At 55.2% G+C, this 25,640-nt stretch carries 24 protein-coding genes; 14 read left to right on the top strand and 10 right to left on the bottom strand.

The window, feature by feature from the left end; all coding sequences use genetic code 11:
• Positions 1-95: 95 nt before the first annotated feature.
• The 10 genes from AC6I6U_RS21585 to AC6I6U_RS21630 all read left to right on the top strand — a co-directional run bounded on the left by AC6I6U_RS21585 (position 96) and on the right by AC6I6U_RS21630 (position 10,008).
• On the top strand, positions 96-1,016 hold the full coding sequence (locus AC6I6U_RS21585; protein ID WP_497878053.1) for a LysR family transcriptional regulator: 921 nt from the start codon (positions 96-98) through the stop codon (positions 1,014-1,016).
• A 223-nt stretch (positions 1,017-1,239) separates the two neighbouring features.
• Positions 1,240-2,070, top strand: a complete 831-nt coding sequence (locus tag AC6I6U_RS21590; protein WP_497878054.1) for a transporter substrate-binding domain-containing protein — start codon at positions 1,240-1,242, stop codon at positions 2,068-2,070.
• A gap of 53 nt (positions 2,071-2,123) precedes the next feature.
• Positions 2,124-2,945, top strand: coding sequence for an amino acid ABC transporter ATP-binding protein (locus AC6I6U_RS21595; RefSeq protein ID WP_497878055.1), 822 nt, complete (start codon positions 2,124-2,126; stop codon positions 2,943-2,945).
• 11 nt (positions 2,946-2,956) lie between these two features.
• Entirely contained in the window at positions 2,957-3,628 is a 672-nt protein-coding gene (locus tag AC6I6U_RS21600) for an amino acid ABC transporter permease (protein ID WP_497878056.1), read from the top strand.
• Between the two features lie 10 nt (positions 3,629-3,638).
• Entirely contained in the window at positions 3,639-4,304 is a 666-nt protein-coding gene (locus AC6I6U_RS21605; RefSeq protein ID WP_497878057.1) for an amino acid ABC transporter permease, read from the top strand.
• Positions 4,305-4,332: 28 nt separating this feature from the next.
• Positions 4,333-5,208 (top strand): 4-hydroxy-tetrahydrodipicolinate synthase, encoded by an 876-nt coding sequence (gene dapA / locus AC6I6U_RS21610; RefSeq protein ID WP_497878058.1) that lies wholly within the window; start codon positions 4,333-4,335, stop codon positions 5,206-5,208.
• Positions 5,209-5,266: 58 nt separating this feature from the next.
• Positions 5,267-6,547: an NAD(P)/FAD-dependent oxidoreductase gene (locus AC6I6U_RS21615; RefSeq protein WP_497878059.1), complete on the top strand. Its 1,281-nt coding sequence runs from the start codon at positions 5,267-5,269 to the stop codon at positions 6,545-6,547.
• Positions 6,544-8,025, top strand: a complete 1,482-nt coding sequence (locus AC6I6U_RS21620) for an aldehyde dehydrogenase family protein (RefSeq protein WP_497878060.1) — start codon at positions 6,544-6,546, stop codon at positions 8,023-8,025. Before AC6I6U_RS21615 ends, AC6I6U_RS21620 begins: the two co-directional genes overlap by 4 nt.
• A gap of 10 nt (positions 8,026-8,035) precedes the next feature.
• Positions 8,036-9,061, top strand: a complete 1,026-nt coding sequence (locus AC6I6U_RS21625) for a proline racemase family protein (RefSeq protein WP_497878061.1) — start codon at positions 8,036-8,038, stop codon at positions 9,059-9,061.
• A 239-nt stretch (positions 9,062-9,300) separates the two neighbouring features.
• Positions 9,301-10,008: a GntR family transcriptional regulator gene (locus AC6I6U_RS21630; protein WP_497878062.1), complete on the top strand. Its 708-nt coding sequence runs from the start codon at positions 9,301-9,303 to the stop codon at positions 10,006-10,008.
• An 81-nt stretch (positions 10,009-10,089) separates the two neighbouring features.
• Here AC6I6U_RS21630 and AC6I6U_RS21635 read toward each other — a convergent pair whose 3' ends face one another.
• The 4 genes from AC6I6U_RS21635 to AC6I6U_RS21650 form a co-directional block, all read right to left on the bottom strand.
• Positions 10,090-11,253 carry a M20 aminoacylase family protein gene (locus tag AC6I6U_RS21635; RefSeq protein ID WP_497878063.1) on the bottom strand — a complete coding sequence of 388 codons (1,164 nt, stop codon included), beginning with the start codon at positions 11,251-11,253 and terminating at the stop codon, positions 10,090-10,092.
• 17 nt (positions 11,254-11,270) lie between these two features.
• Complete coding sequence (locus AC6I6U_RS21640) at positions 11,271-12,902, bottom strand: APC family permease (RefSeq protein WP_497878064.1); 1,632 nt, start codon at positions 12,900-12,902, stop codon at positions 11,271-11,273.
• An 81-nt stretch (positions 12,903-12,983) separates the two neighbouring features.
• Positions 12,984-14,207, bottom strand: coding sequence for a diaminopropionate ammonia-lyase (locus AC6I6U_RS21645; RefSeq protein WP_497878065.1), 1,224 nt, complete (start codon positions 14,205-14,207; stop codon positions 12,984-12,986).
• Between the two features lie 82 nt (positions 14,208-14,289).
• Positions 14,290-15,540, bottom strand: coding sequence for a Zn-dependent hydrolase (locus tag AC6I6U_RS21650; protein ID WP_497878066.1), 1,251 nt, complete (start codon positions 15,538-15,540; stop codon positions 14,290-14,292).
• Between the two features lie 164 nt (positions 15,541-15,704).
• On the opposite strand from AC6I6U_RS21650, the gene AC6I6U_RS21655 reads away from it, so the two are divergent.
• Complete coding sequence (locus AC6I6U_RS21655) at positions 15,705-16,172, top strand: Lrp/AsnC family transcriptional regulator (protein WP_497883078.1); 468 nt, start codon at positions 15,705-15,707, stop codon at positions 16,170-16,172.
• 78 nt (positions 16,173-16,250) lie between these two features.
• On the opposite strand, the gene AC6I6U_RS21660 is transcribed toward AC6I6U_RS21655, so the two are convergent.
• The 4 genes from AC6I6U_RS21660 to AC6I6U_RS21675 all read right to left on the bottom strand — a co-directional run bounded on the left by AC6I6U_RS21660 (position 16,251) and on the right by AC6I6U_RS21675 (position 20,122).
• A complete protein-coding gene (locus AC6I6U_RS21660) occupies positions 16,251-16,634 on the bottom strand; it encodes a Rid family detoxifying hydrolase (protein ID WP_497878067.1) in 384 nt (127 codons plus the stop codon).
• Between the two features lie 83 nt (positions 16,635-16,717).
• Complete coding sequence (locus AC6I6U_RS21665; protein ID WP_497878068.1) at positions 16,718-17,305, bottom strand: disulfide bond formation protein B; 588 nt, start codon at positions 17,303-17,305, stop codon at positions 16,718-16,720.
• A 317-nt stretch (positions 17,306-17,622) separates the two neighbouring features.
• On the bottom strand, positions 17,623-18,801 hold the full coding sequence (gene metC, locus AC6I6U_RS21670; RefSeq protein WP_497878069.1) for a cystathionine beta-lyase: 1,179 nt from the start codon (positions 18,799-18,801) through the stop codon (positions 17,623-17,625).
• A 34-nt stretch (positions 18,802-18,835) separates the two neighbouring features.
• Positions 18,836-20,122 carry an amino acid permease gene (locus AC6I6U_RS21675; RefSeq protein ID WP_497878070.1) on the bottom strand — a complete coding sequence of 429 codons (1,287 nt, stop codon included), beginning with the start codon at positions 20,120-20,122 and terminating at the stop codon, positions 18,836-18,838.
• A gap of 58 nt (positions 20,123-20,180) precedes the next feature.
• Here AC6I6U_RS21675 and AC6I6U_RS21680 point away from each other — a divergent pair, with 58 nt between their 5' ends.
• Entirely contained in the window at positions 20,181-21,227 is a 1,047-nt protein-coding gene (locus tag AC6I6U_RS21680; RefSeq protein WP_497878071.1) for a LysR family transcriptional regulator, read from the top strand.
• Here the strand turns inward: AC6I6U_RS21680 and AC6I6U_RS21685 are convergent.
• Positions 21,224-22,453 (bottom strand): YbfB/YjiJ family MFS transporter, encoded by a 1,230-nt coding sequence (locus AC6I6U_RS21685; protein WP_497878072.1) that lies wholly within the window; start codon positions 22,451-22,453, stop codon positions 21,224-21,226. The two genes, AC6I6U_RS21680 and AC6I6U_RS21685, sit on opposite strands and share 4 nt — an antisense overlap.
• Positions 22,454-22,604: 151 nt before the next feature.
• Between AC6I6U_RS21685 and AC6I6U_RS21690 the strand changes: the two genes are divergently transcribed.
• Together AC6I6U_RS21690 and AC6I6U_RS21695 are read left to right on the top strand one after the other, a co-directional pair.
• A complete protein-coding gene (locus AC6I6U_RS21690; RefSeq protein WP_497878073.1) occupies positions 22,605-23,393 on the top strand; it encodes an AraC family transcriptional regulator in 789 nt (262 codons plus the stop codon).
• A gap of 42 nt (positions 23,394-23,435) precedes the next feature.
• Complete coding sequence (locus AC6I6U_RS21695; RefSeq protein WP_497878074.1) at positions 23,436-23,915, top strand: hotdog domain-containing protein; 480 nt, start codon at positions 23,436-23,438, stop codon at positions 23,913-23,915.
• Positions 23,916-23,955: 40 nt separating this feature from the next.
• Here AC6I6U_RS21695 and AC6I6U_RS21700 read toward each other — a convergent pair whose 3' ends face one another.
• Positions 23,956-25,620 (bottom strand): AMP-binding protein, encoded by a 1,665-nt coding sequence (locus AC6I6U_RS21700; RefSeq protein WP_497878075.1) that lies wholly within the window; start codon positions 25,618-25,620, stop codon positions 23,956-23,958.
• Between the last annotated feature and the right edge of the window lie 20 nt (positions 25,621-25,640).

Here is a 25,640-nt window from a genome sequence, read left to right on the forward strand (position 1 = left end):
GATCCTGAGCGTTGATGGACGTGTGTAGCTTGTGCCGGAACATCATGTGCGTTAAATCTATATTTTCTTGCATTCAGTTATTGGATCGCTCACGTATGACTAAAAAAATACCCCTTCACCAGGTAAGCGATTTTGACCTGAGGCTGTTACGAGTTTTCAAGACCGTGGCCGAATGTGGCAGTTTTTCAGGGGCCGAGAGCGTTTTGGGGATAACCAGATCCGCAATCAGCCTCCACATGGGAGACCTTGAAAAGCGTCTTGGAATGCGCTTGTGTCAACGCGGCCGAGCAGGTTTCGCCCTGACCGATGAAGGGCGTGAGGTACTACGGGCGAGTGAAACCGTTCTGGTTGCAATCGAGGGCTTTCGCAGCGAAGTGAACCAGATGCACCAGCATCTGCGCGGGGACTTAAACGTTGCCATCGTGAACAACTTGGTTACGCAGCCCAAGATGCGCATCACACATGCGCTCAAGGCTGTAAGGGCCGAAGGCAGTGGCGTGCGCATCAATCTGAGCATGAGCACTCCAGGGGAAATTGAGCGGGGTTTGCTCGACGGGCAGCTCCATGTGGGCGCCGTGCCATTGATCTCACCTTTGTCAGGGCTGGACTACACCCTCCTCTACGAGGAGCGATCAAGTCTGTATTGCAGCCATGAGCATCCCCTATTCGCCTCGGCCGCCAACGTCAGCGACGAGCAGCTGTCGCTGGCAGACGCCGTAGTGCCTACCTACAGGATGACCGCAGAAGCCATCGGTTTGCACCAACTGCTCAACTTCGCGGCTTCAGCAACAGATCGGGAAGGCATAGCGTTCCTGATTTTGACCGGCAGTTACATTGGATTTCTACCCGACCACTACGCCGCCACATGGGTTGAAAAAGGTCTCATGGCTCCTCTTGGCCCTGACAGGCTGTACTTTGAATCCAAATTAGCCATTGCGACTCGAAAAGGGCGCCGGCAGAACTTGATTCTTGAGCGTTTTCTGAACGAACTCCAAATGACCGGCCCTGCCGCTTAACGCCCGAGTCACCCCCGCCCTGCCTACGCTCCCATTCACATTTGCGTGTGAGTCGGGGCGTTTTTGCTTCAAAAAATTCTTTGCGGCGTGTTGACAGCTTCAGCGGATTCGCAATAGCCTGAATGCACCACTGCACACAGTGCGGCACTCACAACAAATACAAACTTCAATCGTTTTTTGCTTGCTCTTCTGTCTACAAGAACAATTACTGGAGAGATTCAAAATGGCACCGTCCCTTTCCCGCACAATCGGTCGCGGCTTCGCTTTCGCCAGCGCCTTGCTCCTGATGCAACCCGCCGCTCAAGCTGGCGACCAAACTTGGAAAAGCGTCCAACAAGCCGGCGTGCTGCGCTGCGGCGCTGCAGTTGCCGCTCCCTACGTGATGCGCGACCCGGCCACCGGGAAATACAGCGGCTACTTTGTAGACCTGTGCCGGGATTTCGCTGAGCATGAACTCAAGGTCAAAGCGCAATTTGTCGACACCAGCTGGGACAACCAGGTGGCGGGACTGCAAAGCGGTAAATGGGATATGGCCATGGCACTCAACAAGACGCCAGAACGAGCCAAAGCAGTAGCATTCTCGGTCCCTGCGACGGACTACCAGGTCTCTTTGCTTACCAACAAGAAGAACCCAAAACTCAGCAACGCTGGCAACAACCTCTCCGATTACGATAAGCCAGGCGTGACAATTGCCGTGATCTCTGGCACCGCTGCAGACAAAGCCGTTACCGCAGCCATCAAGAACGCAACGCTGATGCGGCTCCCGGGTTCGGATGAGACTCGCATGGCGTTGATGTCCCGCCGCGCCGACGTACTGGCCGATGCCAACGACACCAACCACCTGTTCGCCATGGCCAATGCGTGGGCAAATGAAGTCCTCCCCGTACCAGCACTTGCCAAGCAAGGCGTGTCCTTCGCACTCGCGCACGAGACACCAGCCGATGATCTTGCCCAGCTCGATGCATATATCACCCAGCGCCGTGAAACGGGTGAGATCGACAAGCTGGTAGATAAGGCTTCCGCCGAGATCATTGCGGGCCAAAAAGCCCAGTAATCCCGCTGACATACCGAGATCCCCGGCTAGGGGACCTCGTGGAGAAGACTGTAATGAACACCCCACATTTGGTGGCTTCTCAGCCACAGGCCTCGCTCAACCCGAATTCGAGCCAGGGCGGCTGCTTTATCCAGCTACAGAACGTGCGTAAAGCTTATTCCGAACAGCTCGTGGTGATGGACGGGATGAATCTGGACATGCGTGCCGACGACCGCCTGGTGATCATCGGTCCGTCCGGTAGCGGCAAAAGTTCGTTGCTGCGGGTACTGATGGGCCTAGAAGGTATCCAAGGCGGCAGCATCCAGTTCCAGGGCAAACCTTACATCGATGGCAACCGCAAGCAGGGCAAGCCTCTGGACGAGACCTTGCACAAACAGATCGGCATGGTGTTCCAGCACTACACCTTGTTCCCGCATCTGTCGGTGCTGGGCAATTTGATTCTGGCCCCCGTTAAGGTCCATGGCCTGAGCAAAGCCGAAGCGACCGAAAAAGCTCGCGCCTACCTTGCGCGATTGGGACTGGAGAGCAAACTGCACGCCTATCCCAGCCAACTATCCGGTGGACAGAAACAACGCGTGGCGATTGCTCGCGCCCTGATGCTTGAACCACGCCTCATGTTGTTCGACGAAGTGACCTCCGCCCTTGACCCTGAAATGGTTATCGAGGTGCAGAACGTGATGATGCAGCTTGCTGACCAGAAGATGGCAATGATCATCGTCACCCACGATATGCATTTCGCCCGGCACATCGCCACCCGCGTGGTGTTCTGCGCTAACGGCAAGGTGGTCGAGCAGGGCCATCCCGATCAGATCTTCACCCAACCCAAGGAATCTCGTACACGCGAATTTCTTGAGAAGGTCGTGCACTTCGACTGAGGGATGCCTTCATGAACTATCAATTCGACTTCCATTTTCTGAGCGGTAGCCTGCCAGCATTGCTTGATGGCTTGAAGGTGACACTGCAACTGGCTCTGGTCTCCAACCTGATTGGCCTGACCTGCGGCTTCGTGCTTTGTCTGATGACGCTTAGCCGCTGGTCTGTCATCCGCTGGCCGGCGCAGCTCTTCATCGAGTTCTTCCGCTGCACCCCAGCATTGCTGCAGATCGTCTGGTTTTTTTATTGCGTGCCGATGCTCTTCGACGTGTTCATCGACCCGATTGCCATGGGCTTCCTGGCTTTGGGCCTGAACCTCACTGCATTCAATGCCGAAGCATACCGCGCGGGTGTGCAAGCTGTACCACGCGAACACTTGGACGCTTGCATTGCACTGGGACTTCGGTCTTGGCAGCGCACCGTCTATGTGATCCTGCCACAGTCGCTGCGCAGCGCCCTGCCAGTGCTGATTACCAACGGCATTGGCACGCTTCAACAAAGCGCGCTGGTGGCCATCGTCGCGGTTGCCGATCTGATGTACGTGGGCAAGAGCCTGGCCACCGAGGCCTATCGCCCCCTCGAAACCTACACCCTGATCGCCCTCATCTACTTTGCCTTGTCGCTGCCAATTGGGCAGTTGGTGCAGTGGTTCGAGCGGCGCCAGGAACTGGCCGGACAGCGCTGAGGAGAAAACCATGCCACTCGATTTTTCGGTTGTTCTGGGCTACTGGCCGGTGCTCCTGAAGGGCCTTGCCCTGACCTTAGCGTTCACCGGTGCCTGTGCCTTGCTGGGCAGCACGCTGGGCTTTGTGGTCAGCATGTTGCGCCAACTCAAGACACCTTTGATACGCCTGCCGTTAACCCTTTACGTGGAGTTTTTTCGCGGTACGCCCCTGCTTATCCAGCTGTTCTGGGTGTTTTTCTGCTTTCCGGTGGTGTTCGGTCTCGATATACCACCGTATGTCTCGGTGCTTATCGCCCTAACCTTGTTTATGGGAGCGATCACCAGTGAGACCTTCCGTGGCGCGCTGAAGTCCATTGCCAGCGAACAGCACGATGCATGCACCGCGTTGGGACTGACCCCAAAGGTCAAAGTCCTCTACGTGATCTTCCCACAGGCTCTGCTGCGTGCCGTACCGCCGCTGCTGTCGAACGTGGTCAGCCTGTTCAAAGAGAGTGCATTGATCTCCTCCGTGGGTGTCGCCGACCTGATGTTCGTCGGCCAGAACATTTCCAACAGCACTGCCCGTCCGGTCGAGTTCCTCTCGGCTGTAGCGGTCATCTACTTCCTCGTAGCCTTCCCGCTGACTCGTCTGGTCGGTGTGGTCGAAGGGCGCTTGCTGCGCCGCTACGCCTACTAAACCTCCCCTGACTAACTGGAGATTTTCAATGAAACTGAATGGCATCCTGCCCGCCCTGGTCACCCCGTTCGACGCCGCAGGCAAGGTCGACCACGACACCCTGGCTTCGATCCTCGAGCATCAGCTCAAGGCAGGCGTCAGCGGCTTCGTACCGCTGGGCTCCACCGGAGAGTACTACGCACTGACCAACGAAGAGCGTCGCCAGATCCTGGCCACCGTCAAAGAAGTCGTGGGCGACCGCGGCACCCTGATCGCGGGCGCCAACGGCTCATGCACCCGCGAAGTGCTGGAACAGATCAAGCAGACTGTCGATGCTGGCTATACCAACCTGCTGATCGCCCCACCATACTACGCGCTGCCATCCCAAGAAGAACTGTTGGCACACTACAACACGATTCTCGAGACCTTCCCCCAGATCAACGTGGTGCTCTACAACTATCCGGTACGCACCAACGTCGAAGTGGGCCTGGACGTCGTCGCGGCCCTGAATGACCACCCGCGCGTGATCGGGATCAAGGAAAGCAGTGGCAATCTGTTGCGCGCCATTGAGATCGGTGAAAAATACAAAGGTATTCAGCTGTCCTGCGGCTCGGACGACCAAGCCCTGGACTTCTACCTGTGGGGCGCCGATAGCTGGATCTGTGGCCCGGCCAACATCTTCCCAGAGAAGGTCGTGGCTTTCCACAAAGCGTTCACCAGCGGCGACATCCGCGGCGCACAGCAGGTAATGCGTAGCCTGTTCCCGGCCATGGCCAACCTGGAAAGCGGTAAGTTCGTGCAGAAGGTCAAGTTCGGTGCCGAACTGGCTGGCTTCAAGGTCGGCAATGCCCGCGCACCACTGCTGCCGCTCACCGAAGAAGAAAAAACCGAATTCCGCAAGGTATTCGAGGCATCCCAGCAGTAAGGCTATACGGGGCCGTCATGCGGCCCCCTTGAATCTTCTCTTGATACGAGACAGAACCATGAACACCCCACAATCGTCATCGCAGAACGCCGTGGTCATAGGCGGCGGCATCGTCGGTGTTTGCTGCGCGCTGTACCTGCAGCGCGAAGGCCATAAGGTCACGCTCGTCGACCCTGCCGCACCGGGCGACAGTACCGCCAAGTGGAGTTGCGGTCAGATGGCGGTCAGTGAAGTCATTCCGCTGTCCAAGCCTGGTATTCTGATGAAGATCCCGGGCTGGCTGCTCGACCAGAAAGGTCCCCTGGCCTTGCGCCCAAGCGCACTTCCCGGAATCCTTCCTTGGTTCCTGCGATTTCTGGCTTGCGCGCGCTCCTCGAAAATTCACGAGATCGCCCAAGACATGGCGCGCCTGACCCAGCACGTCTACCAGGATTACGCCCCGCTACTCGACGCTTGCCCGGACAAAGCTCTGTTGGGTGACCGTCCGATCCTAGAGGTATTTGACTCACCGGCTGGCCTTGCGCACGAACGCCCACACCTGGAGCTACGCAAACAGCTGGGGTTCAAATCCGAAGAACTGGATGGCGCGGCGATCGGCGACCTTGAACCCGCGTTGGCCGGCAAATTTCAGCATGGCCTGATGTTCCCGGACTGGCGCGCTGTTAGCGATACCGAAGGTTTCATCGCCGCACTGACAGACAGCTTCATCAAGCAAGGTGGTGAACGTGTAAGGCAAAAAGCCGAGAAGATCGATGAGAACCATGACCGAGCTACTGGCGTGACCCTGTCGGACGGCACTCGCCTTCCAGCGGAGCACATCGTCATCGCTGCCGGTACCGGTGCACGTGCGTTCTTTGAATCCTTGGGCGTTAATATTCCGCTTGCTGGCATCGCCGGTTATCAAGCTGTTCTACCTACGCCCGAAGTAGAAATCCGTCACTCAGTGATTTATGCCGACGGCGGCTTCTGCTTTGCGCCGATGACCCGAGGCCTGCAGATCGGCGGCACCATCGAGTTCGCCGCGCCAGGTGCCGAACCGAACTTCAAGCGCGCCGAAATCATCATGGAAAAGGCCCGTCGGGTACTCCCACAACTGAACACCCAGGGCATGGAGTTCGGCGTCGGTTACCGGCCCTTCTTGCCGGATACCAAGCCAGTCATCGACCGCTCACCACGCCTGAGCAACGTGATTATGGCCTTCGGTCATGGCCAGTTGGGCCTGACCCTCGGCGCGACCACCGGCCGCTTGGTCAGCGACCTAGTCGCACAGCGCACACCTGGACAAAACCTTTCTGCATTCAGCGCCCGACGCTTCGCCCTTATTGGAGGTACAGCATGAACCGCTACGATCAGTTCTATATCAATGGCCAATGGGTCAGCCCAATCGAAGGTGGTAGCTTCGAATCCTTCGACCCGAGCGATGAAAGCCTGATTGCCACTGTGGCCTCTGGCAGTGCAGCCGACATCGACGTTGCCGTCAAGGCCGCCCGTACGGCCTTCGATGAAGGCCCATGGCCACGTTTGAGTGGCGCCGAGCGTGGCAAATACCTGCGCAAGATTGCCGACGGTATTCGTGCACGTCAGGAAGAACTGGCGACGATTGAAGTACGCGACAACGGCAAGCCGTTCCCGGAAGCAATGTGGGACATCGGCGACACCGCTGGCTGCTTCGACTTCTACGCCAATCTGGCCGAAGAGCTGGATCGCAATCGCGAAAAGGACGTTACCCTCTCCGATGATCGGTTCAGCTCGCTGGCTCGCAAGGAACCAATCGGCGTAGCCGGCGCCATCGTGCCGTGGAACTTCCCGATGCTGATGGCCTCTTGGAAGATTGCCCCAGCCTTGGCCGCCGGTTGCAGCATTATTCTCAAGCCTGCCGAGCAGACCTCGCTGACCGCACTGGAACTGGCTCGAATCGCCGATGAGGCTGGCCTGCCAGCCGGCGTGCTGAACATCGTAACTGGCCCGGGCTCCAAAGTGGGGGCAGCGCTCACCGCGCACCCGGGCGTTGACAAGCTGGCCTTCACTGGCAGCGTGCCGGTGGGCAGCCGCATCATGCAAGCCGCCGCCCAGGACATCAAGAACGTGACCCTGGAACTGGGCGGCAAGTCGCCATTCGTGATCTTCGCCGACAGCGATATCGAAAAGGCCGTCGAGTGGATCATGTTCGGCATCTTCTGGAACAAGGGCGAAGTTTGCTCGGCCACCTCCCGCGTGCTGGTGGAGCGCTCCGCTTACGAGCCGCTGCTGGCCCGTCTGGCCGAAGAAGCTCGCAAGATCAAGATCGGCAACGGCATGGAAGAAGGCGTGCTGCTCGGCCCGCTGGTCAACCGCAGCCAGTACGAAGGCACGCTGAAAGCCATCTCCCGCGGCCTGGAGGAAGGCGCTCGACTGGTGTGTGGTGGCGAGCGCCCGGCGCACCTGGACAAAGGTTTCTACCTGCAACCCACGGTGTTTGCCGACGTGCCGGAGGACAGCTGGATCTGGAACGAGGAGATCTTCGCCCCTGTTGTGTGCATCCGTCCATTCGACACCGAAGAGGAAGCGGTCAAGTCCGCTAACAACTCGCGCTTCGGTCTGGGCGCTGCCGTGATGTCCAAAGACTTGGAACGTTGCGAACGCGTAGCGCGCAAGTTCCGCGCAGGCATCGTCTGGATCAACTGTTCCCAACCGACTTTCACCGAAGCCCCATGGGGCGGCTACAAGCAGAGTGGCATCGGTCGCGAGCTGGGCGAATGGGGCTTGAACAACTACCTGGAAACCAAGCAGATCACTCGCTACAACAGCGAACAGCCTTGGGGCTGGTACATTAAGTGAGGTAACTCCCATGCGTTGGAAACAGACGCTTCAGCTGGCTGAAGTGCACTGCGAAGGCGAGATCGGCAAGGTCATCACCGGGGGCGTCATTGGCGTCCCGGGTGCCACCATGCTCGACAAGATGAATTACATCAATGAGGTCGACGACAGCCTACGCCGCTTGGTGACACTGGAGCCACGCGGCTGCCTGCAGATGTCGGTCAACCTACTGCTGCCGCCGACCCGCCCAGAGGCTCATGCTGGCTTTATCGTGTTGCAAGCCGATAAGGCCCATCCGATGTCTGGCAGCAATTGCATCTGCGTCGTTACTGCTTTACTCGAACTGGGCATGGTACCGATGCAAGAACCGGAAACCACCGTGGTGCTCGATACCCCGGCGGGCCTGGTCACCGCTCGAGCCCGCTGCGCAAATGGCCGATGCCAGAGCGTGTCGCTGGATATGGTGCCGGCGTTCGTTGAGCATTTGGACCTGGAGATCGAGACTGAGGCGTTTGGTTCGATCAAGGTGGATGTGGCCTTCGGCGGCGTGTACTACGCGCTGATTGATGTAGAGCAGACCGGCTTGACCATCGCCCCGGAGAATGCACGGGCACTTGCAGATGCTGGTGTAGCGTTGAAGGATGTCATCAATCGTCAATTGACCATCCAGCATCCGCTACTGCCATCCGTCAATGAAGTGGCCTATGTCATGTTCCGCAACCGGCTGGACGAACGCACTTACCAGACGTGCACCACGCTGCCTCCTGGTCGGGTTGATCGATCACCCTGCGGTACCGGCAGCTCAGCCAACCTGGCAACACTGTCCGCGCGCGGGTTGGTAAGTGCCGGTGATCGACTGACCTCACGTTCGACCATCGGCGGGCAATTCCAAGTGGAGTTGCTAGGCCACGACGAGGTTGGCGGCCGTGCGGCGGTGTTGCCGAGAGTGACCGGACGCGCGTGGTTGTATGGCCTTCAGCAATTGGGAGTCGACCCTGACGATCCGCTTTCTGCTGGCTTCATGCTTAGCGATACGTGGGGTGTGGGACTGAAATAGTGGTCCTAGCGCACTGTGCCAAAGGAAGAAAAAGGCACAGTGCGTCCCTCTCCGAAAATCTCTCTCAACCGTGCAATAAGTACCCCCAGTGCTTCACATACAAGAACAGTCGGACGCCAAGGTGGGCAAAGTTTGACGTAGAAGCCATCCCCGCCCCATGCTACCGGTCGCCCAGTCGTGAACGACTGCAATAGAAGAAGGGTTGGCCTGTATGATACGGGTCAGACCAACGAGACCTGATGATGGCAAAAGAAATCGATAAAGAAACCGGCGTTCGCCGCCACGGTGGTCGGTATATTTACGAAGAGTTACGTAAACAAATCCTGACCCTCAAGCTTAAACCCGGCGTGCAGCTTGATGAAGTGTCACTGGCCGCCCAGTTTGGGCTCTCCCGCTCCCCGGTGCGCGACGCCTTGGCACGCCTGATCACCGAAGGTCTGGTAGTCATACTGCCAAACCGCACTACGTTGGTTACGCCGTTCGAAATTGAAGAATTCCCCAATTACGTTTCTGCACTGGATTTGATCCAGCGTGCGGTCACACGCCTTGCCGCAACCCAGCATCGCCCCGAGGACCTGGTGGCAATACGCAACGCGGATGCAGCGTATTTGCAAGCCGTGACCCGCGGTGATTTTCAATCCATGTCCGAGTTGAACAAGGCCTTCCACATGGCCATCGCCCACGCTGGCCGTAACCCCTACTTCATCAACTACTACGAGCGGTTACTCGGGGAAGGCCAGCGCTTGCTTCACTTGCACTTCGACCACATTGTCAGCTCAGCCAGCACCCACCGATTGGGTCGCGATCACGATGACATGATTCAAGCCATCGCGTCGCGCGACGCCGATGCCGCTGAGGCCGCGGCGCATGAACACACCATGTTGTTCCAACGGCGATTCCTGGACTACATGCAGCAGAACCTCACGGCTCGCATGTCCGTTGCGTGATGTGCAGGGCGGTCGGGTGGCAACAGAAACAAGTGATGCGGCCGGCGATATCGCTAGCAGCCGCATCACTCGATTCTCGTGCTATATCGGCAAGCTAAGCCGCGCAACCTCAGAGAAGTACAATGCCCCTATGGGCAGAATTGCATCATTGAAATCATAAGCCGAGTTGTGCAAAGGCGTAGCACCTGATTGGCCCTCCGCCCCATTGCCGATGAAGACAAAATTGCCCGGGACTTGCTGAAGAAAAGCGCCAAAGTCTTCCGAGATCATCATCGGGGCAACCTCCGCTACCACCGCCTCTTCGCCTACCACGTTCCTGGCTGCGGAAACGGCGATTTCGGTATTACCAGCCCAGTTTACGGTAGGGGCAAACTCATGGGTGTACTCGAACTCACAGGTCGCTCCATTAAGATGGCAGAGCCCTTCGCATACTTCACGCATTCGCCGCTCAAGTAATTGTTGAACATCTGGACTGTAGCTCCTTGTGTCACCCTTGATTGTCACCAGCGTCGGTATCGCGTTTCGGATCCCATCGGTAGTGAACTCTGTGCACGAGATCACCGCGGACAGGCTAGGGTCCACGTTACGCGATACAATAGTTTGCAACGCCAGTACGACTTGCGCGCCAATAACCATCGGATCGATGCCCATGTGAGGCCGGGCGGCATGGGTGCCTTTTCCTGTGATGCGAATAACAAAATTGTCTTCGCTCGCCATGATTCCACCAACGCGCGTAGCTATCTGGCCAGCCGGCATCCCTGGCATGTTGTGCGCGCCATAGATGGCGTCGACCGGAAAACGCTCGAAAAGCCCATCGGCCATCATCGCCTTGGCGCCACGACCATGCTCTTCGGCAGGCTGAAAAATGAACCTCACGGTGCCGTTAAAATTCCGTCGAGCGCATAGCAACTCGGCCGCACCGAGCACCATTGCCATATGCCCATCATGACCACAGGCGTGCATTTTCCCTGCATGGCAGGATGCATGTTCGCGCCCCACTCCACATTCGGTAATGTTCAGAGCGTCCATATCAGCGCGCAAACCGACTACTCCCCCGCCAGTCCCCACGGTGAGGCTGGCTACCAGTCCTGTTCCGCCTATCCCTCTGTGAACTGTAAGGCCGAGACCATTCAGAATCTCAGCCACCTTGTCGGATGTCGTAAACTCTTCGAAACCCGTTTCAGGATGGCGATGAAAATTATGCCGCCACTGCACGAGGCGCTCTTCCAAAGTACCTGTACTCATCATCATTTTTCTCGCTATTACCTGACCAGTGATTGCTCTGAAATCGAAGCCGGCGCCCCCGCACCCGTGCTGTCCGCTTGCTGCCAAATGACACTTTCCTTTAGGTAGGGCGTGCGATATCCGCTGCGTACACCCAATCGGTAAAACATAAACGCGACAACAACAACCACCCCCATGTCCACGCCCTCGGCCAGCAAGCCAATCCCGCCGAAAGCTTCGCTTCCGATCCATGAAATCAGCGCCATAGCGGGCAAATACCCGATCAGCCAAAGCGCAGCTCGGAGCTCTTGAGCGAACCCTCTCCAGCCGCTTTTCGCCTGGTAATAGAAGTAGATAGGCAGCGCTCCGATAACGAGCAGAATGACTTGCCCAGTCAGGGGCCAGCGGGCCCAGTACAACACCAACGAAGCACAGATGAAGGCGAAGGGAGCGACTACCTGCATACCCTTGAGCCGTAGCGGCCGATGAATGTCGGGGGCATGGACACGCAGGGACATCAGGCTGATAGGCCCAGTCAGGAATGAGATGATCACGGCTACCGATATCACAGCCGCCAAAGTGCCCCAGCCACGGAAGAAAAACAGGAAAATGAAGCTGACCGCGAGGTTCAACCACATGGCCTGGCGCGGCACGCCGTAAAGCGGATGGAGGTTGCCGAATATCTTGGGCAACGTTTTATTCTTCTCCATTGCATAAACCATACGAGCGGTGGTTGCGGTGTAAATCGAACCGGTACCGGAAGGGCTCACGAATGCGTCCAGATAGAGCAGCATCGCCAGCCAATTGAGGTTCAAAGCAAGAGCAAGCTGCGCTAAAGGAGATTCAAAATTAAGACTATGCCAGCCGGCGACGATGCTCTCAGGGCTCACTGCACCGATAAAGGCGACTTGCAGCAGCACGTAGATGAGCAGCGATATGACGACCGAGCCGATCAATGCAAATGGAATGCTTCTACCGGGATTGCGTGCTTCGCCTGCAAGGCTGACCGGACTCTGAAATCCGTTATAGCTGAATACGATTCCGCTAGCAGCCACAGCCGTGAAGACAGCTGACCATCCGTATGGGGCGAAGCTTGCGACGGAGCCGTCACCGAAGTTCTCGGTGTTGAACTGAGTCGATATCAGTGCAACAGCGGTGAGTGCGGGAACAACCAGTTTGAAGACAGTGATAGCAGTATTGGTTTTGACGAAGAGCTTCACGCCCCAGTAGTTCAGAGCAAAATAAACCATCACCAGACCTGCGCTTGCGACCAATCCGCTGGTAGTCAGCTCGCCATGCTCTACGAGTCCCTTCGCCCAGGGGAATGGCCAGGAAGCCATGTACTGGATCGATGCGATCGCCTCGATCGGTATTACCGAGACAATGGAGATCCAGTTGGCCCATGCGGCCATGAACCCTACCAATGATCCATGTGAGTATCTGGCATAGCGGACCATGCCGCCCGACTCGGGAAACATTGCCCCCATCTCAGCGTAAGTAAGCGCAATAGCGAGGACTACAACCGCACCTATAACCCAAGCCAAGATCGCGGCTGGCCCGGCAATTGCCGACGCATGCCAAGCGCCGAACAGCCATCCCGAACCGATTATGGAGCCGAGACCGGTCAGCATTAATGACCAGGGACTGATGTCACGTTTTATTTTGTTCATGCCTTCTCCCGTTATTTTTTTTGTACGGAGCGGCCTGAGGGTTGTGCTTTTTCAACCCTCAGACGTAATCGATCGACTTGATCAGGGTTGAGAGATCCAGCCTTGTTGACGACCCAGCACGGAAGCAGCAGTTTCTCCTACCAGGTCGGCATACACACCTGGTGCAGTTGCGCCTTCAGTGCTGATGAACAGGACGCGTGCAGTGGCATCAATACCCACATCCGCCGCTGCGCTTGCGGCTTTCACCAATCGAGCAAGACCTGCCAGACCGGCGACACTGGATTCACCTGCAACCAAAGGAATATCGCGAGCGCTGCCAGTAGCGAGCCGACGCATTGCGGCGATAGCTTCATCGTCTTCAATGGTCATGAAGAAATCGACGCTGGGCTCAAGGAAGCGCCAGGCCAGTGGAGAAGTTTCACCACACGCCAAACCGGCCATTACTGAGTCCACAGAACCTGTGGCCTTTGCCGGCTTACTCAAGCGTGCGCTTTGATAAAGGCAGTCAGCCTGCACTGGCTCGACCATGACGAAGGTCGGTCGGGCTTCGCCGAATTGCTCCCACAAATAGCTGACGATGCCGGCAGCTAGACCGCCGACACCTCCTTGCAGGAAAACATGGGTGAAAGCAGGTATTGGCTTACTGCCATCGGTCTGCTCGACTATCTCTGCTGCAATGGTTCCATATCCTTGCATGACATCGCGTGGAATCACTTCGTAGCCTTCGTACGAGGTATCCGAAACGACAATCCAGTCATTGTTGGCCGCAAGCGAGGCCGCCTCCTCGACCGACTCATCGTAATTCCCCGTAATGCGGACAATCTGAGCACCATAGGCCGCAATGGCATCCTCACGCTCAACGCTGACATTGGCATGCAGAACGATGACGCAGCGGCAACCGATGCTCTGCGCCGCAGCTGCCAGTCCCTTGCCGTGGTTGCCGTCTGTCGCACTAATTACAGTAAAGTCTGCGAGCGCGTCGGCGTACTTACCTTCCAACAGGCCACGCGGCTCGAAATGCTGCTCAGGGAACGTGCGCAAAATCAGACGAACAAGCGCAATCGGGGCACCCAGCGCTTTAAAGCTGCCCAGGACTGATCGCGTTGATTCATCTTTGACAAGGACTGCCTGCACACCCAATTCTTTGGCCAGATCAGGCAACGAGTAAAGCGGCGTAGCTCCAGGATTCAGACGCGACCACTGGGACAACCATTGACGGCTCTCCTGCGCCTGGGCGATACCCATGACCGACTGAAGGGATTCCGGGTAAGACTGACGTTTAGCTTTGGGGTTGGCTATGAACATTGGTAACTCCAGATTACAGGCAAGGGAAGCCCTCCCCGCAGCACTACTGTCCAGCGGGTGACGGGTCATGGTTCGTGGTAAATCAGGAAGCTAGGAGGCGACGGCTGACGACGTCCAGTAACACTTGCGCACCTTGGATCAGTTGCTGATCGTCTGTGTGTTCGCGAGGGTTGTGACTGATACCCCCGCGGCTGGGCACAAAAATCATCGCAGAAGGCGCGATGCGCGCGATCATCTGCGCATCGTGTCCGGCACCAGATGTCATCCGCCGATGGCTGTAACCGAGACGCTCTGCGCTAGCCTCAATTTCGTTTGCGAGATCGGCGTTGAAAATTACCGGCTCAAATCGCACCAGACGCTCGGTGGTGATCGATACACCCTCCCGCTGGGCGATGCCGTCCAGGTACTCGCGGAGCCGGTTCTCTGCGCACACCAATCTGGCTTCATCGGGATCTCGCAAATCGACGGTGAAAGTCGCTTTGCGGGGTATGACGTTGATCACATTGGGCTCGAACTTCATGCAGCCGACCGTTGCTAGGGTGGAGCCCGTGCCGACAGCAATGGCCCTCAACTCAGTGACGATCGAGCTGGCCACAAATCCCGCATCATGGCGTAGACGCGTTGGGGTCGTACCGGCGTGGTTGGCACTACCTTTGATCTCAACCTGCTGCCAGGAAATTCCCTGCAGGTTCTCAACCACGCCGATAAGCGTCTGTTCGGCCTCAAGGATCGGGCCCTGCTCAATATGAAGCTCGATGTATTCATGAGGGACAATGAAACCAGGCTCAAGCAGTCCTGCATAACCGATACGCTCAAGCTCATCACCCAGTCGGGTTCCGTCTGTACCGATCGTGTCCAGTGCCTCGTTTACTGGCATACCGCCTGCGTACACCAGCGAGCCCATCATATCGGGCTGATAACGAACACCCTCTTCGTTGGTGAAGGCGCCAACCGTAATGGAACGCTGCGGCAAAACGCCCGCATCACGAAAGGCGCGAATCACCGCCAAACCGGCGAGCACGCCATAGCAGCCATCGAGTGCCCCGGCATTGGTAACGGTATCGATGTGCGAGCCCATCATCAGCGGGCGCTCAGTTACCGAATAATTTGGGGATCGCAAGGTGCCAAAAATGTTGCCAATTCGATCGACCTGAATGTGTAGTTCAAGGTCACGCATCCAACCCACTACAAGATCACGGCCAGCTTTTTCGGCATCGGTCAGTGCAATTCTTGTTCTACCGCCATTTTCACTGTCGCCCCCCAGCTCTCCGAGCACCTTAATCTGCTGGAGTAGCAATGAGCCATTCAGCAGCAACTCTTTACTCGTCGTCATCAGCTCTCCTTGGGGATTCCGTAGCAGTGCCACACTGGCCTCTGCACCGTTGATGAGAGAATGTTATTCGTTCCCACCGTACGAAAAGCTTGATTTTTACCCAACAAATGATTTTTTATTACGCAAATACGGCATTAAGCGCCGATTCGTTACGAGAGCGGATGATGACACTCGATCATTTCGACAGGGCGTTGCTTGATGCTGTGCAACGCGACGCAGGGACCTCCCAGATCGACCTGGGAGCGAAGGTCAATCTTTCTTCGGCAGCCGTGAATCGCCGCCTGAAGAGGCTCACCGCTGATGGCGTGATTCGAGGGACCGTAGCTCAGGTGAATGCCGAACAGTTGGGCTATACACTCACGGTGATCACGGAAGTGGAGGTTGAAAATGAGCGACTGGACTTGCTCGACGAAATGAAAAAGACATTTCTACATTGCCCAGAGGTCCAACAGTGCTATTACGTCGCGGGGGAATGCGACTTCGTCTTGATCATGCTATTAAGGAACATGGACCAATACACCCAACTAACAAGGGAATTGTTCTTTGAAAACAACAACGTCAAACGCTTCAAGACTCTAGTTGCGATGAGCAACGTGAAAACCGGTCTTTTTGTGCCAGTGTTCGGTAATTAACCGTAAATAGAAAAGCGCGAGGTTCGTGGCTCGCGCTTTTCACAGGTTGGCTGTCGCTAAATCGCGTCCAACCGGACCTCAAATGCTCATGTTCACCATGGCTTCGATCTCAACCTCGCAGCCCAACGGAAGCGCTGCAACGCCAATTGCCGCCCGCGCCGGATAGGGTGGTTTGAAGTACCTGGCCATCACCTCATTCACCAACGGAAAGCAGGAAAGGTCGGTCAGGAAAATGTTCACCTTCATGGTGTTGGCCAGTGAGCCTCCCGCAGCCTCAACGATGGTCTTCACGTTTTCAAAGGCTTGGACGATTTGCTGCTCTGTCCCCTCTACGAGCTTCATGGTCGCAGGATCGAGGGGCACCTGACCTGAAAGGTACAGAACGCTTCCAGCCTGTACCGCATGTGAGTAGGTGCCGATCGCCACCGGCGCGGCCTCAGCGATGATGTATCGGTTATTCACATCGAATCTCCACTGCGTTTAATAATTACAAAAATCCATAACAGCATATTGCTGGCAAGCCAACTTATTTGTTCAGGACTCACTCACGGTTTCATCACATCGCCATCGTACAACATCTCATAATGCTGCTGATTGCTTGCCCTAAACGGACCAAACCCATTTTGCAAAAATGCAGACGCAAAGTTACCCACGGCCACGACCGTAAATAATGCCACTGCCAGACGCGCAGTTTTTGTAATCAAAATCGGAGATGCGTTAGCTTCGCGCTGAACACTCACTGCATAGAGCGCGACCATAACCAGGCAGTACATAATTGCTATCGTGAAGAACACGAAGGTCCAATTGTACATATGGAAGCCGAAGATTGCAGACCCCGTGGGCTTTGTGCCGGGCAACGCCTTAGCGAACATGAAAAGCAAACTAATCAAGCTGCCGATCAGCCCGCCACAAGCGGACAACACATAGTTCCACGGACTTATACCGAAGCGGACATTCAGCAGTAACCCGGCACCTAACACCAGAAATGCTACACGAATCAGGTTGCATAAAGCACAGGGCAGTTCATGCAATACGATTTGGTAGTAGAACGCTGCTAGTAAAAGGACACTGATCGCTACGAGACCTGCTTCATCGAGCCTGCTCAGTAGGGCGCTTATTTTTGATGAACTCATTACCAAGCCCCCAACTGCTTCAAGTCTGCAAGATGATGGCTCCCATGGTACGTGGCCCAACACACTACCAATAAAGCGCACAGCCCCCACAGCACTCTGGCAACCACCACACTCTTACGTCCACCAACAATCGCAACAACCGCAAACATAACGGGGATGAATCCCATGAACATGACTAACTCCTCTAGGCAATATCAGAAAAAGTCTCACATATTCGCAGGATACAATCTGTCGATGAGCTGACAGATGTCATAGACAACCAGCCAATAACCGGGTAATCAAGGGCAGAATAATGTGCCCTTGATTGCCACACTCAACTACACCCTACCATTCAGCCGCTCGAACCCACACTCCAGATCGCCAATCAGGTCTTGGACATCTTCTAGGCCAATCTGCAGACGCAACGTATATCCACCCGGCTGCCATTGAGTAGCCGTTCGGTAGTCAGCGCAGTTGAACGGGATAATAAGACTCTCGTACCCCCCCCACGAGAAGCCCATCCCGAAGATCAACATGTTGTCGAGCATCCTCGCCACATCCGCTTTGACATAACGCTCGTTCAGGACGATGGAAAACAGACCTGCCGCCCCCTTGAAGTCGCGCTTCCAGTGCTCATGACCTGGACAACTCGGGAACGCAGGGTGCAACAGCCTGGCCACTTCGGGACGCGCTTGCAGCCAGGTGGCAATTTCCATGGCTCGAGATTCGGCTTCTTTTAAGCGAAGATGCATGGTCCGCAACCCTCGCAGGGCCAGGAAGCAATCCTCAGGACCTGGCAGCATCGCCATTGCATCATAGGTCTGACGCAGAGCAGGCCAAGTCTCGACATTTGCAGAAATCATGCCTAGCAGCAAGTCTGAATGGCCGCCAAGGTACTTGGTTCCTGCTTCTAACGAAATATCGACGCCATGCTCGTGCGCTTGGAAGAACAAAGGTGTCGCCCAAGTATTGTCGATAATGGTTTTGATAGCATGCCTGCGCGCCACTGCCACAATCGCTGGTACATCCTGGACCTCAAAGCTTTGAGAGCCAGGCGCTTCGAGGAAGATAACGCTGGTGTTGGGCTTGATGAGCTGTTCGATATCAGCGCCAATCATGGGATCGTAGAAGCCGACCTCTACGCCGTACCGGGACAAGAGGTTGTCACAGAAGTTACGCGCAGGCCGGTAAGCGCAGTCTGCAATCAGAACATGATCACCCGCCTTGGTCGTGGCAAAAAATGCCAGGGCAATTGCCCCCAATCCCGAAGGAGCCATAACTGTACCGGCGGCGCCGGTCAGCTTGGTCCAGGCATTTTCGAGGTTTTCGATGGTCGGCGAACCCGCGGTGCCATACGAAAAACGTGAACGTTTATTCTCGATGTCATCCACAGTCTTGTAGACAATCGTTGAGCCGCGGTAGACCGGCGCATTTACAAAACCAGCCTGCTCATCCGGATCACGGCCCAACATGGTCAGCTGGGTGCTAATGTGGTGACGCCCAATTTCTTTATTCATAACGATTACCAAATCTTAAAACAGTATTATTCAGTTATTTCTCGAGCAGCTTGAGAAAAGGAGCAATGCACAACAAGCAGCCGAACAATGCGATGTAAAATATTCGCCAACTCTTATACACGTTCAGTGCCGGGACCTTGAATACCAGATAGCAAGGAATCAAGCAGGATACAATACCGTATACTGGCGCCCCCACCTGCTGAAGCAGCAATATCGAGAATTTCGTCATCACCCAGCACCACAACAGCACGACGATCAGCGCTGCAACACCCAGTGTCAGCGCACGGGGGTGGATATTTTCTACACTGACGAAGCGGCTGATGACGTTAACCGCCATGCCCTTGATAACCTCTTGGAAACCGAGATAGATACCGAAGAAAGCGGTCATGATCGCAAAAATATTCAGCAGGAGCGACATTGTCGCGACCACCTTTCCGGGTAGAACCTGCGTCGCCACCGCTAGAACCGATACATTGTTTTTGGCCGCTTCCGCAGCTTGCTCATGACTCAGAGAAAAGGTGAAAGAGAGGACGAAAAATATGACGCAGGTTGCCAGTATGGAGTACGCGATTCGGTTTGCCCTGATAGCTTTATAAGTGGCGCTCCGGCTGTCGGGCTCTCGCTTTCTGTAAGCGATGTTCATCGGGCTCAGGATCTGCACAAAAAGAATGGAGAATAACGTGAACGGGAGCGTCAAAATGGCATCTCGGACAAGCACAAAAAATTCAGGGACCAAACCGATGTTTGCTAGCGTCCATTTTGGAATCATTACAAATCCGAGCGCCACAACGATGAGCAGTTTGAGCACTACCATAGGGCCGGACACCTTGAAGAGAATTTTCTCACCTTGGGCTGCAATGCATACAAGGGCGACCAGTAAAACCAAGGGGTACCAAGCAGTTTGGGCAAGGCTTTCAGTCGTCAGCCCGTAACTCTGCAAATAAGCTGCGCTGTCAAAAGTTACAGCCAACGAATAGGTAAACATGCCTTTCAGTAGCATGAGAAAGTAAGCAACGCTGAGGCCAAAGCCCCAATTTCTGCCTAAGTAGTGCGTGATAACACCAGTATAATTTTCACACGCCTCACTTTTGGAAAGCGTTTTAAGATACAGGTCCTGCAGCATATAGAGTGCGGGATACGCCAACACCAATGAAAGTGCAAATACCCAAATCCCCTTCAATCCTACCTGAATCGGTAGGAACACGACGCCTCCACCGATAGCCATGCCGATACATAGAATGACCCAGCCCGCATCGTAGCGGGTGAATGGGACGGATAACCTTTCATTTTCCTCAACGTGCTGCGTTGTCAATACAGACATACTAGATTCCATTGTTTTTATTGGATTGAATCATCCCTGCTAGCCTCTAGTTTCCTAAATGGCTGTTGGCATCGCTCCTGACAAACTTTATAATCGTGCCTCTTCAACAATACCAGCGACATTATTTCATTACAGTTGTGAGGATCAGTCAAAAATGCTTCCAAATAATCTCACACTTAAGCAAATGATCATCTTTGTAAAGGTTGTCGAATGCGGGGGACTGAGCGAGGCTGCTGTAAAAATAAATTTGACCCCCTCTGCCGTCAGTAAAAGCTTGGCCTTGCTGGAGGAAAGCTTGGGCACCAAGTTGCTGCAACGGACGACGCGAAGTGTTTTCCTAACGGACGAGGGCAAGACCCTTTACCAACAGTTCAGCGAGACAATTAACGCACTGGAATCCACGATCCATGGTTTATCGTCCGATCGCTCGGAGCCTAAAGGACTACTGAGGATCTCCACTCCAGTAGCATTCGGTGCCCGTCACCTAATGCCTATATTTTCCGATTATAGAAAAATCTACCCGAAAGTGACATTACAACTCGATGTAACAGACTTGCAAGTCAACCTAAATGATGGTGACTGTGACGTCGCGTTACGAATCGCTAAACGGGCTCCGAACAACTATCATGCAACTTCGATTGCAACGATGCACTGGTTCTTCTGCGCATCGCCTGATTACCTTTCATCAGCCGGCACCCCCGACTGCATCAACGATTTGAAAAACCATACATGCTTGCTATATCCCGGCATTGACGAAACCTGGCACGCGTACTCCAGCGAAGGGGAAAAACAACTTATTACCTACGGGGAAATTCTGATCAAGGCCAATAACAGCCAGGTTCTTCTGGAGGCTGCACTAGAGGGTCTGGGTATTGCCTACCTTCCATCCTATTTGATGGACACACACGTCAAAAACGGACGCTTGGTACCACTGTTCAGAAACATCACTCCAGACATGTCGAGAAAACTGCTGGCCCTGCATCTACCTGATCGCGAGCGTAATAAGGTCATCAGTTCGTTCGTGTCTTTCCTCAGTGAGTGGGCCAACCCTTCCGCCCCTTGGGATTCATGGATGAGCCACTACCCACATTTGCTCGGCTGCTAAAAAGGCGCTGTCGAGTCCCGCTGCATCGACAGTGCCCGAGTTTCTACGTCACGTTGATGCGAACGCATGAAGAGCAACAGGCATGTCCCGACCGTCAGAGCCGCCCCGGTGATCACCAACGAATCGCTGTAGCCGCCATAGCGCGTTGCAAGATAACCTGCGGCGGCCGGTGCGATGATCTGAGCGATACCGTAGCTGATAGTAAGCTTGGCCATCGCCTTGGCCGGATTGGCGGGAAAGTTGCGGCCGACCAGCGCGAGGGTCAAACTCACGATACCTACGAAGGTGCTGCCAAATAGAATCGCTCCGATCACATTGATCAGGGTGTCATCAGTGAAGCGAGGCACCAAGATAGCCACAGTCTCGAACACATTGGCCACAACCAGCGCGGTGATAGTGCTGCTCGACCGTGCGATTTTGTCCCAGATGAAACTCGACGGAATCGCTGCCGCTCCGACAATAATCCATACGACACTTGCGATCTGAGCAAAGAACTCAAATTTTCCCAGAATCGCCACGATGAACGTCGCGCCGATGGCATAGCCGAAACCAGTGCAGAAGTAGAAAGCGATCAGAAGCCTCATCCAGGACGGGGAAGTTTTTTCTGATGTTCCAGCGGCAGTCATGGAGCGCTGCGCCACCTTGGCCGGTTGCGGCATCCAGAGCCATGCTGGCGGAAAAAACAGTAACGCGATGGTCGCCATCCAATACCATTGTTCTGCCCAGTTGAAAGTGTCAGCCATCAAGATGATCGCAGCGCCAGACACCACTATCCCTAAACCGAGTCCAGTAAAGTGCAGGCCCAGCTCTTGCTGCATCCCCTTGCGCATTAACCAGTTCATTATTAGCCCGGACGCAATCAGCATGCCAGCCACACTAGTCGCACCACCAATCAATCTTAGCAACGACCACACCACCAAATCGGTTGTAGCGCCCATTGCTGCAGTACTGGCAACGCTGACAACAAGGCAAACTTTGTAAAGCTTGTATTTAACTGTCAAATCACTCAAATTGGCAGCAATCAATGCACCTACGATGTAACCAATGTAGTTAAACGTAGCCAGCCAACCACCGGCCAATAGCGACAGCCCCGCCTCTTTATTCATAATGGGCAATAAAGGCGTATAGGCAAAGCGGGCCAGCCCGACGGTAATAATCAGTGCACATATTCCAGAGAGCACGACTTGATATTTTTTCAGCAACAATGAGTCGTCCGGGCTCTGCATTACTTTAATCCTCCACAGGTTGAGCAATTGCCTTTACTCGCGGCTCAACCCAAATGGTTTGGGGTGACAGCGTATTATTTTTATTCTATGGTGCCTGCGCGATGTCTTTCTCCACACGCCTAGCCAATTTGTGTCGACGAGTTGCCATGTGATGCCAAAATTTTCTGAAAACTGGCAATATCTGCCCCGATTAGGCACCGATGTTGACCGGCGGCCCGCCCCCGTGCGCCTACGCTCTCAAGTGCTGCCCGCACGAAGCAAATTTGAGCCGCATGCCCATGACTGGAACCAGCTCACGTACGCCACGGATGGCGTACTTAGTGTGATGATTGGCAATGAGTGTTTCGTGATTGCCCCTGGTCAAGCCCTCTGGATTCCCAGCGGTGTCACCCACACCACTGGCTCGGCGCTGGGAGCCACGCTTTCGAGCTTATACGTGGATGAGAGTACTGATACGCCTGCACAAACCAGAGCTTTCATGGTGTCCAATCTGCTGCGAGCGCTCATCGTGGAAGTCAGTAGTTTCGACCAAGATACCGAAAGCGATTACTCGATCCTCGTCACGACTTTGATCAGCAAACAGTTGGACAAGATGCAGCCCATCCACTCTGCCCTGCCATGGCCGACTGAAGGAGTTACTCTAAAGATCTGCGAGGCGCTATACAACGACCCGTGCTCTAGTCGTGATGCCGACGCGTGGGCTGCGCACTTCAAGATGTCCAAGAGAACACTTGCCCGTCACTTTGAAAGAGAAACAGGTTTGTCGATGCGCATATGGACGCAGAAACTGAGATCACTCAAGGCCTTGGAGCTACTTGCCAGCGGTAACACTATTACTCAGGTTGCTCTGACCTTGGGTTACTCCTCGACCTCCGCCTTCACCTACATGTTTCGTTCGGAGTTCGGCCTGAGCCCCAGTGCTTACATGCGGCGACCTTGATCACTGCCTTAGAACTCCAAGCTCATCACAAGAGGAAGCGACATGTCGGCGATTCAGGACTTTTACCCACCAAGGTTCGCACACTGCTATGGCTGCGGCGTAAACAACCCACACGGCCATAAACTCAAGAGCTACCTCAACGGCGACATTGTCGAAGCACGCTTCACTGTCGACCCCATCTACTCTGGCGGTGTCCCACAGAACGCCTACGGCGGCTTCCTCGCATCACTGCTCGATTGCCATGGCGCCGCCAGTGCCGCAGCGTTTGCACACGCGGCAGCCGGACGGGAAATGAGGGACGGTTGCGACCTGATGCGTTTTGTGACTGGCACTCTCACCGTGGTCTTCCATAGGCCCACACCGCTCGACGTCGAGTTACTTCTGCAAGCACGACTCAAGTCGCTCGATGAGCGCAAGGCCGTTATTGAACTGACTCTGAACGTTGCTGGAAGTACGCACGTCAGTGGCGAGATGGTAGCGATACGCTTTGTGGAGACTGACGGAAACCCAAGACGGGATTAGGCCCCGCTTGTGTCTCAAGCGCTGTGCATCCTGCACATCATCATCGCAGATTTCGGCGCAACAGCTTGCCGGTTGAAGACTTAGGTAATTCCTCGCGGACTTCCAAAATCCTTGGATACTTGTAGGCGGCAAGATTGGCCTTGCAGTGCTCGATGAGAGCCTGCTCGGTCACCTTAAAACCGGGACGTAGCGTTACAGCCGCCTTTACAGTTTCGCCTCGATAGCTGTCACTCACTCCGACCACGATTGCTTCAAGGACCGCTGGATGGCTATATAGGACGTCTTCAACTTCACGTGGCCACACTTTATACCCACTGACGTTGATCATGTCTTTCTTGCGATCAACCAGGTAGAACCAGCCCTTCCTATCCATGAAACCAACATCGCCAGTACGAAGCCAGCCGTCATGCATTACTTCTGCTGTTGCCTGTGTTTGCTGCCAGTAACCTTTCATCACTTGCGGCCCGCAATCAATGATTTCTCCGGGCTCTCCCACCGCTACAAAATATCCCTCATCGTCGATGACGCGTACCGAGGTATTAAACACTGGCACTCCCACAGCAATGGCTCCCGAGTGCTCATCCACTGGCGCACGTTCCCCGAATGGCACCAAATGGGTGGGCGAGCACGTTTCGGTCATCCCGAAGGCGTTATGAATGTAATGACCACTGAAGGACTCGAAAGCCTCAGCGGTCGCGGGTGAAATGGGCGCACCCCCAGAGTAGATGGCCCGAAAGCTGGCAAAGTCAGCCCGCGCTGCACCAGGAGCATTCATCAGACTCAGGAATGCTGTGATCGCTCCTATGGTGAAGGTAGGTCGTCGATCCCGGATAAGTTCCAGTATCACCTCTGCATGAAAGCGGTGGGCCAGGATCAAAGGGCAAGGGGTCAACAAGGCAAGCGCGACATGAGCCACGATGCCGGTGACATGGAACAACGGAGCTATGCCTAGAATGCAATCTTCGGGCGTCATGCGCACCCAGTCACGGTACGTCTGTGCGGTGAACACCAGATTTGCATGGGTATTCATGGCTGCCTTTGGCTTGCCCGTCGTGCCAGAGGTATAGGTCAGCATTGCCACATCATTGCCCGACAACTCTGCAGGTGGCAGGAAGGGGGGATGTTGCGAGGCACATGTGACTGCCTGGAGATCCAGTACACCCGACGCGACCGTATGCCGGCGGTCAACCTTCAGCACTCGAGCGTCATTGGCTGCCTGGTGATCGAGCATGGATGTGGTCACAACGATTTCGAGTGGCGAAACGAGACTTTCGATAACAGCCTTGGCGACGTCTTCGTAAAGTGAGTCGAGACACAGCATTGCCCGAGCACCGCTGTCCTCAAGAATGAAGGCCAACTCCCTGGCCTTGTTCATTGGGTTGATCGCGACCGCAATCCCACCTGCCTTCCAACTGGCCAGCATACCGATGATAAAGGCCGGGTTGTTTTGCAAGAACAGTCCCAGGCGATCCCCGGGCATGAACCCTCGGGCCAGCAGGTTGCAAGCCAATGCGGTGGATGCCCGGTCCACCTCCCGTAATGTCAAACTCGAATCGAAATAGTGAACCAATGGCTGATCAGGAGCCCTGCCCACGGAGTCCATGAAAGCCTCAAGCATGGTATCGAAAACCGGCTTGATCTCTGCCGGCTGCCCGGAGCGATAGAGGGAGAGCCAGGGTTTGCTGTCGTATCGTTCGACACTCATGCTTCGCGTCCTCCTTGATG

The organism is Pseudomonas sp. UTLPPB19802, from assembly GCF_059730225.1.

What these genes read in the sequence shown, in the direction of transcription:
- AC6I6U_RS21585 (WP_497878053.1), top strand. Translation starts at nt 96, where the DNA reads ATGACTAAAAAAATACCCCTTCACCAGGTAAGCGATTTTGACCTGAGG.
- AC6I6U_RS21700 (WP_497878075.1), bottom strand. Translation starts at nt 25,620, where the DNA reads ATGAGTGTCGAACGATACGACAGCAAACCCTGGCTCTCCCTCTATCGC.
- AC6I6U_RS21600 (WP_497878056.1), top strand. Translation starts at nt 2,957, where the DNA reads ATGAACTATCAATTCGACTTCCATTTTCTGAGCGGTAGCCTGCCAGCA.
- AC6I6U_RS21675 (WP_497878070.1), bottom strand. Translation starts at nt 20,122, where the DNA reads ATGTCTGTATTGACAACGCAGCACGTTGAGGAAAATGAAAGGTTATCC.
- AC6I6U_RS21635 (WP_497878063.1), bottom strand. Translation starts at nt 11,253, where the DNA reads ATGAGTACAGGTACTTTGGAAGAGCGCCTCGTGCAGTGGCGGCATAAT.
- AC6I6U_RS21605 (WP_497878057.1), top strand. Translation starts at nt 3,639, where the DNA reads ATGCCACTCGATTTTTCGGTTGTTCTGGGCTACTGGCCGGTGCTCCTG.
- AC6I6U_RS21655 (WP_497883078.1), top strand. Translation starts at nt 15,705, where the DNA reads ATGACACTCGATCATTTCGACAGGGCGTTGCTTGATGCTGTGCAACGC.
- AC6I6U_RS21650 (WP_497878066.1), bottom strand. Translation starts at nt 15,540, where the DNA reads ATGACGACGAGTAAAGAGTTGCTGCTGAATGGCTCATTGCTACTCCAG.
- AC6I6U_RS21630 (WP_497878062.1), top strand. Translation starts at nt 9,301, where the DNA reads ATGATGGCAAAAGAAATCGATAAAGAAACCGGCGTTCGCCGCCACGGT.
- AC6I6U_RS21690 (WP_497878073.1), top strand. Translation starts at nt 22,605, where the DNA reads ATGCCAAAATTTTCTGAAAACTGGCAATATCTGCCCCGATTAGGCACC.
- metC (WP_497878069.1), bottom strand. Translation starts at nt 18,801, where the DNA reads ATGAATAAAGAAATTGGGCGTCACCACATTAGCACCCAGCTGACCATG.
- AC6I6U_RS21625 (WP_497878061.1), top strand. Translation starts at nt 8,036, where the DNA reads ATGCGTTGGAAACAGACGCTTCAGCTGGCTGAAGTGCACTGCGAAGGC.
- AC6I6U_RS21615 (WP_497878059.1), top strand. Translation starts at nt 5,267, where the DNA reads ATGAACACCCCACAATCGTCATCGCAGAACGCCGTGGTCATAGGCGGC.
- AC6I6U_RS21590 (WP_497878054.1), top strand. Translation starts at nt 1,240, where the DNA reads ATGGCACCGTCCCTTTCCCGCACAATCGGTCGCGGCTTCGCTTTCGCC.
- AC6I6U_RS21640 (WP_497878064.1), bottom strand. Translation starts at nt 12,902, where the DNA reads ATGAACAAAATAAAACGTGACATCAGTCCCTGGTCATTAATGCTGACC.
- AC6I6U_RS21695 (WP_497878074.1), top strand. Translation starts at nt 23,436, where the DNA reads ATGTCGGCGATTCAGGACTTTTACCCACCAAGGTTCGCACACTGCTAT.
- AC6I6U_RS21685 (WP_497878072.1), bottom strand. Translation starts at nt 22,453, where the DNA reads ATGCAGAGCCCGGACGACTCATTGTTGCTGAAAAAATATCAAGTCGTG.
- dapA (WP_497878058.1), top strand. Translation starts at nt 4,333, where the DNA reads ATGAAACTGAATGGCATCCTGCCCGCCCTGGTCACCCCGTTCGACGCC.
- AC6I6U_RS21645 (WP_497878065.1), bottom strand. Translation starts at nt 14,207, where the DNA reads ATGTTCATAGCCAACCCCAAAGCTAAACGTCAGTCTTACCCGGAATCC.
- AC6I6U_RS21665 (WP_497878068.1), bottom strand. Translation starts at nt 17,305, where the DNA reads ATGAGTTCATCAAAAATAAGCGCCCTACTGAGCAGGCTCGATGAAGCA.
- AC6I6U_RS21680 (WP_497878071.1), top strand. Translation starts at nt 20,181, where the DNA reads ATGGCTGTTGGCATCGCTCCTGACAAACTTTATAATCGTGCCTCTTCA.
- AC6I6U_RS21595 (WP_497878055.1), top strand. Translation starts at nt 2,124, where the DNA reads ATGAACACCCCACATTTGGTGGCTTCTCAGCCACAGGCCTCGCTCAAC.
- AC6I6U_RS21620 (WP_497878060.1), top strand. Translation starts at nt 6,544, where the DNA reads ATGAACCGCTACGATCAGTTCTATATCAATGGCCAATGGGTCAGCCCA.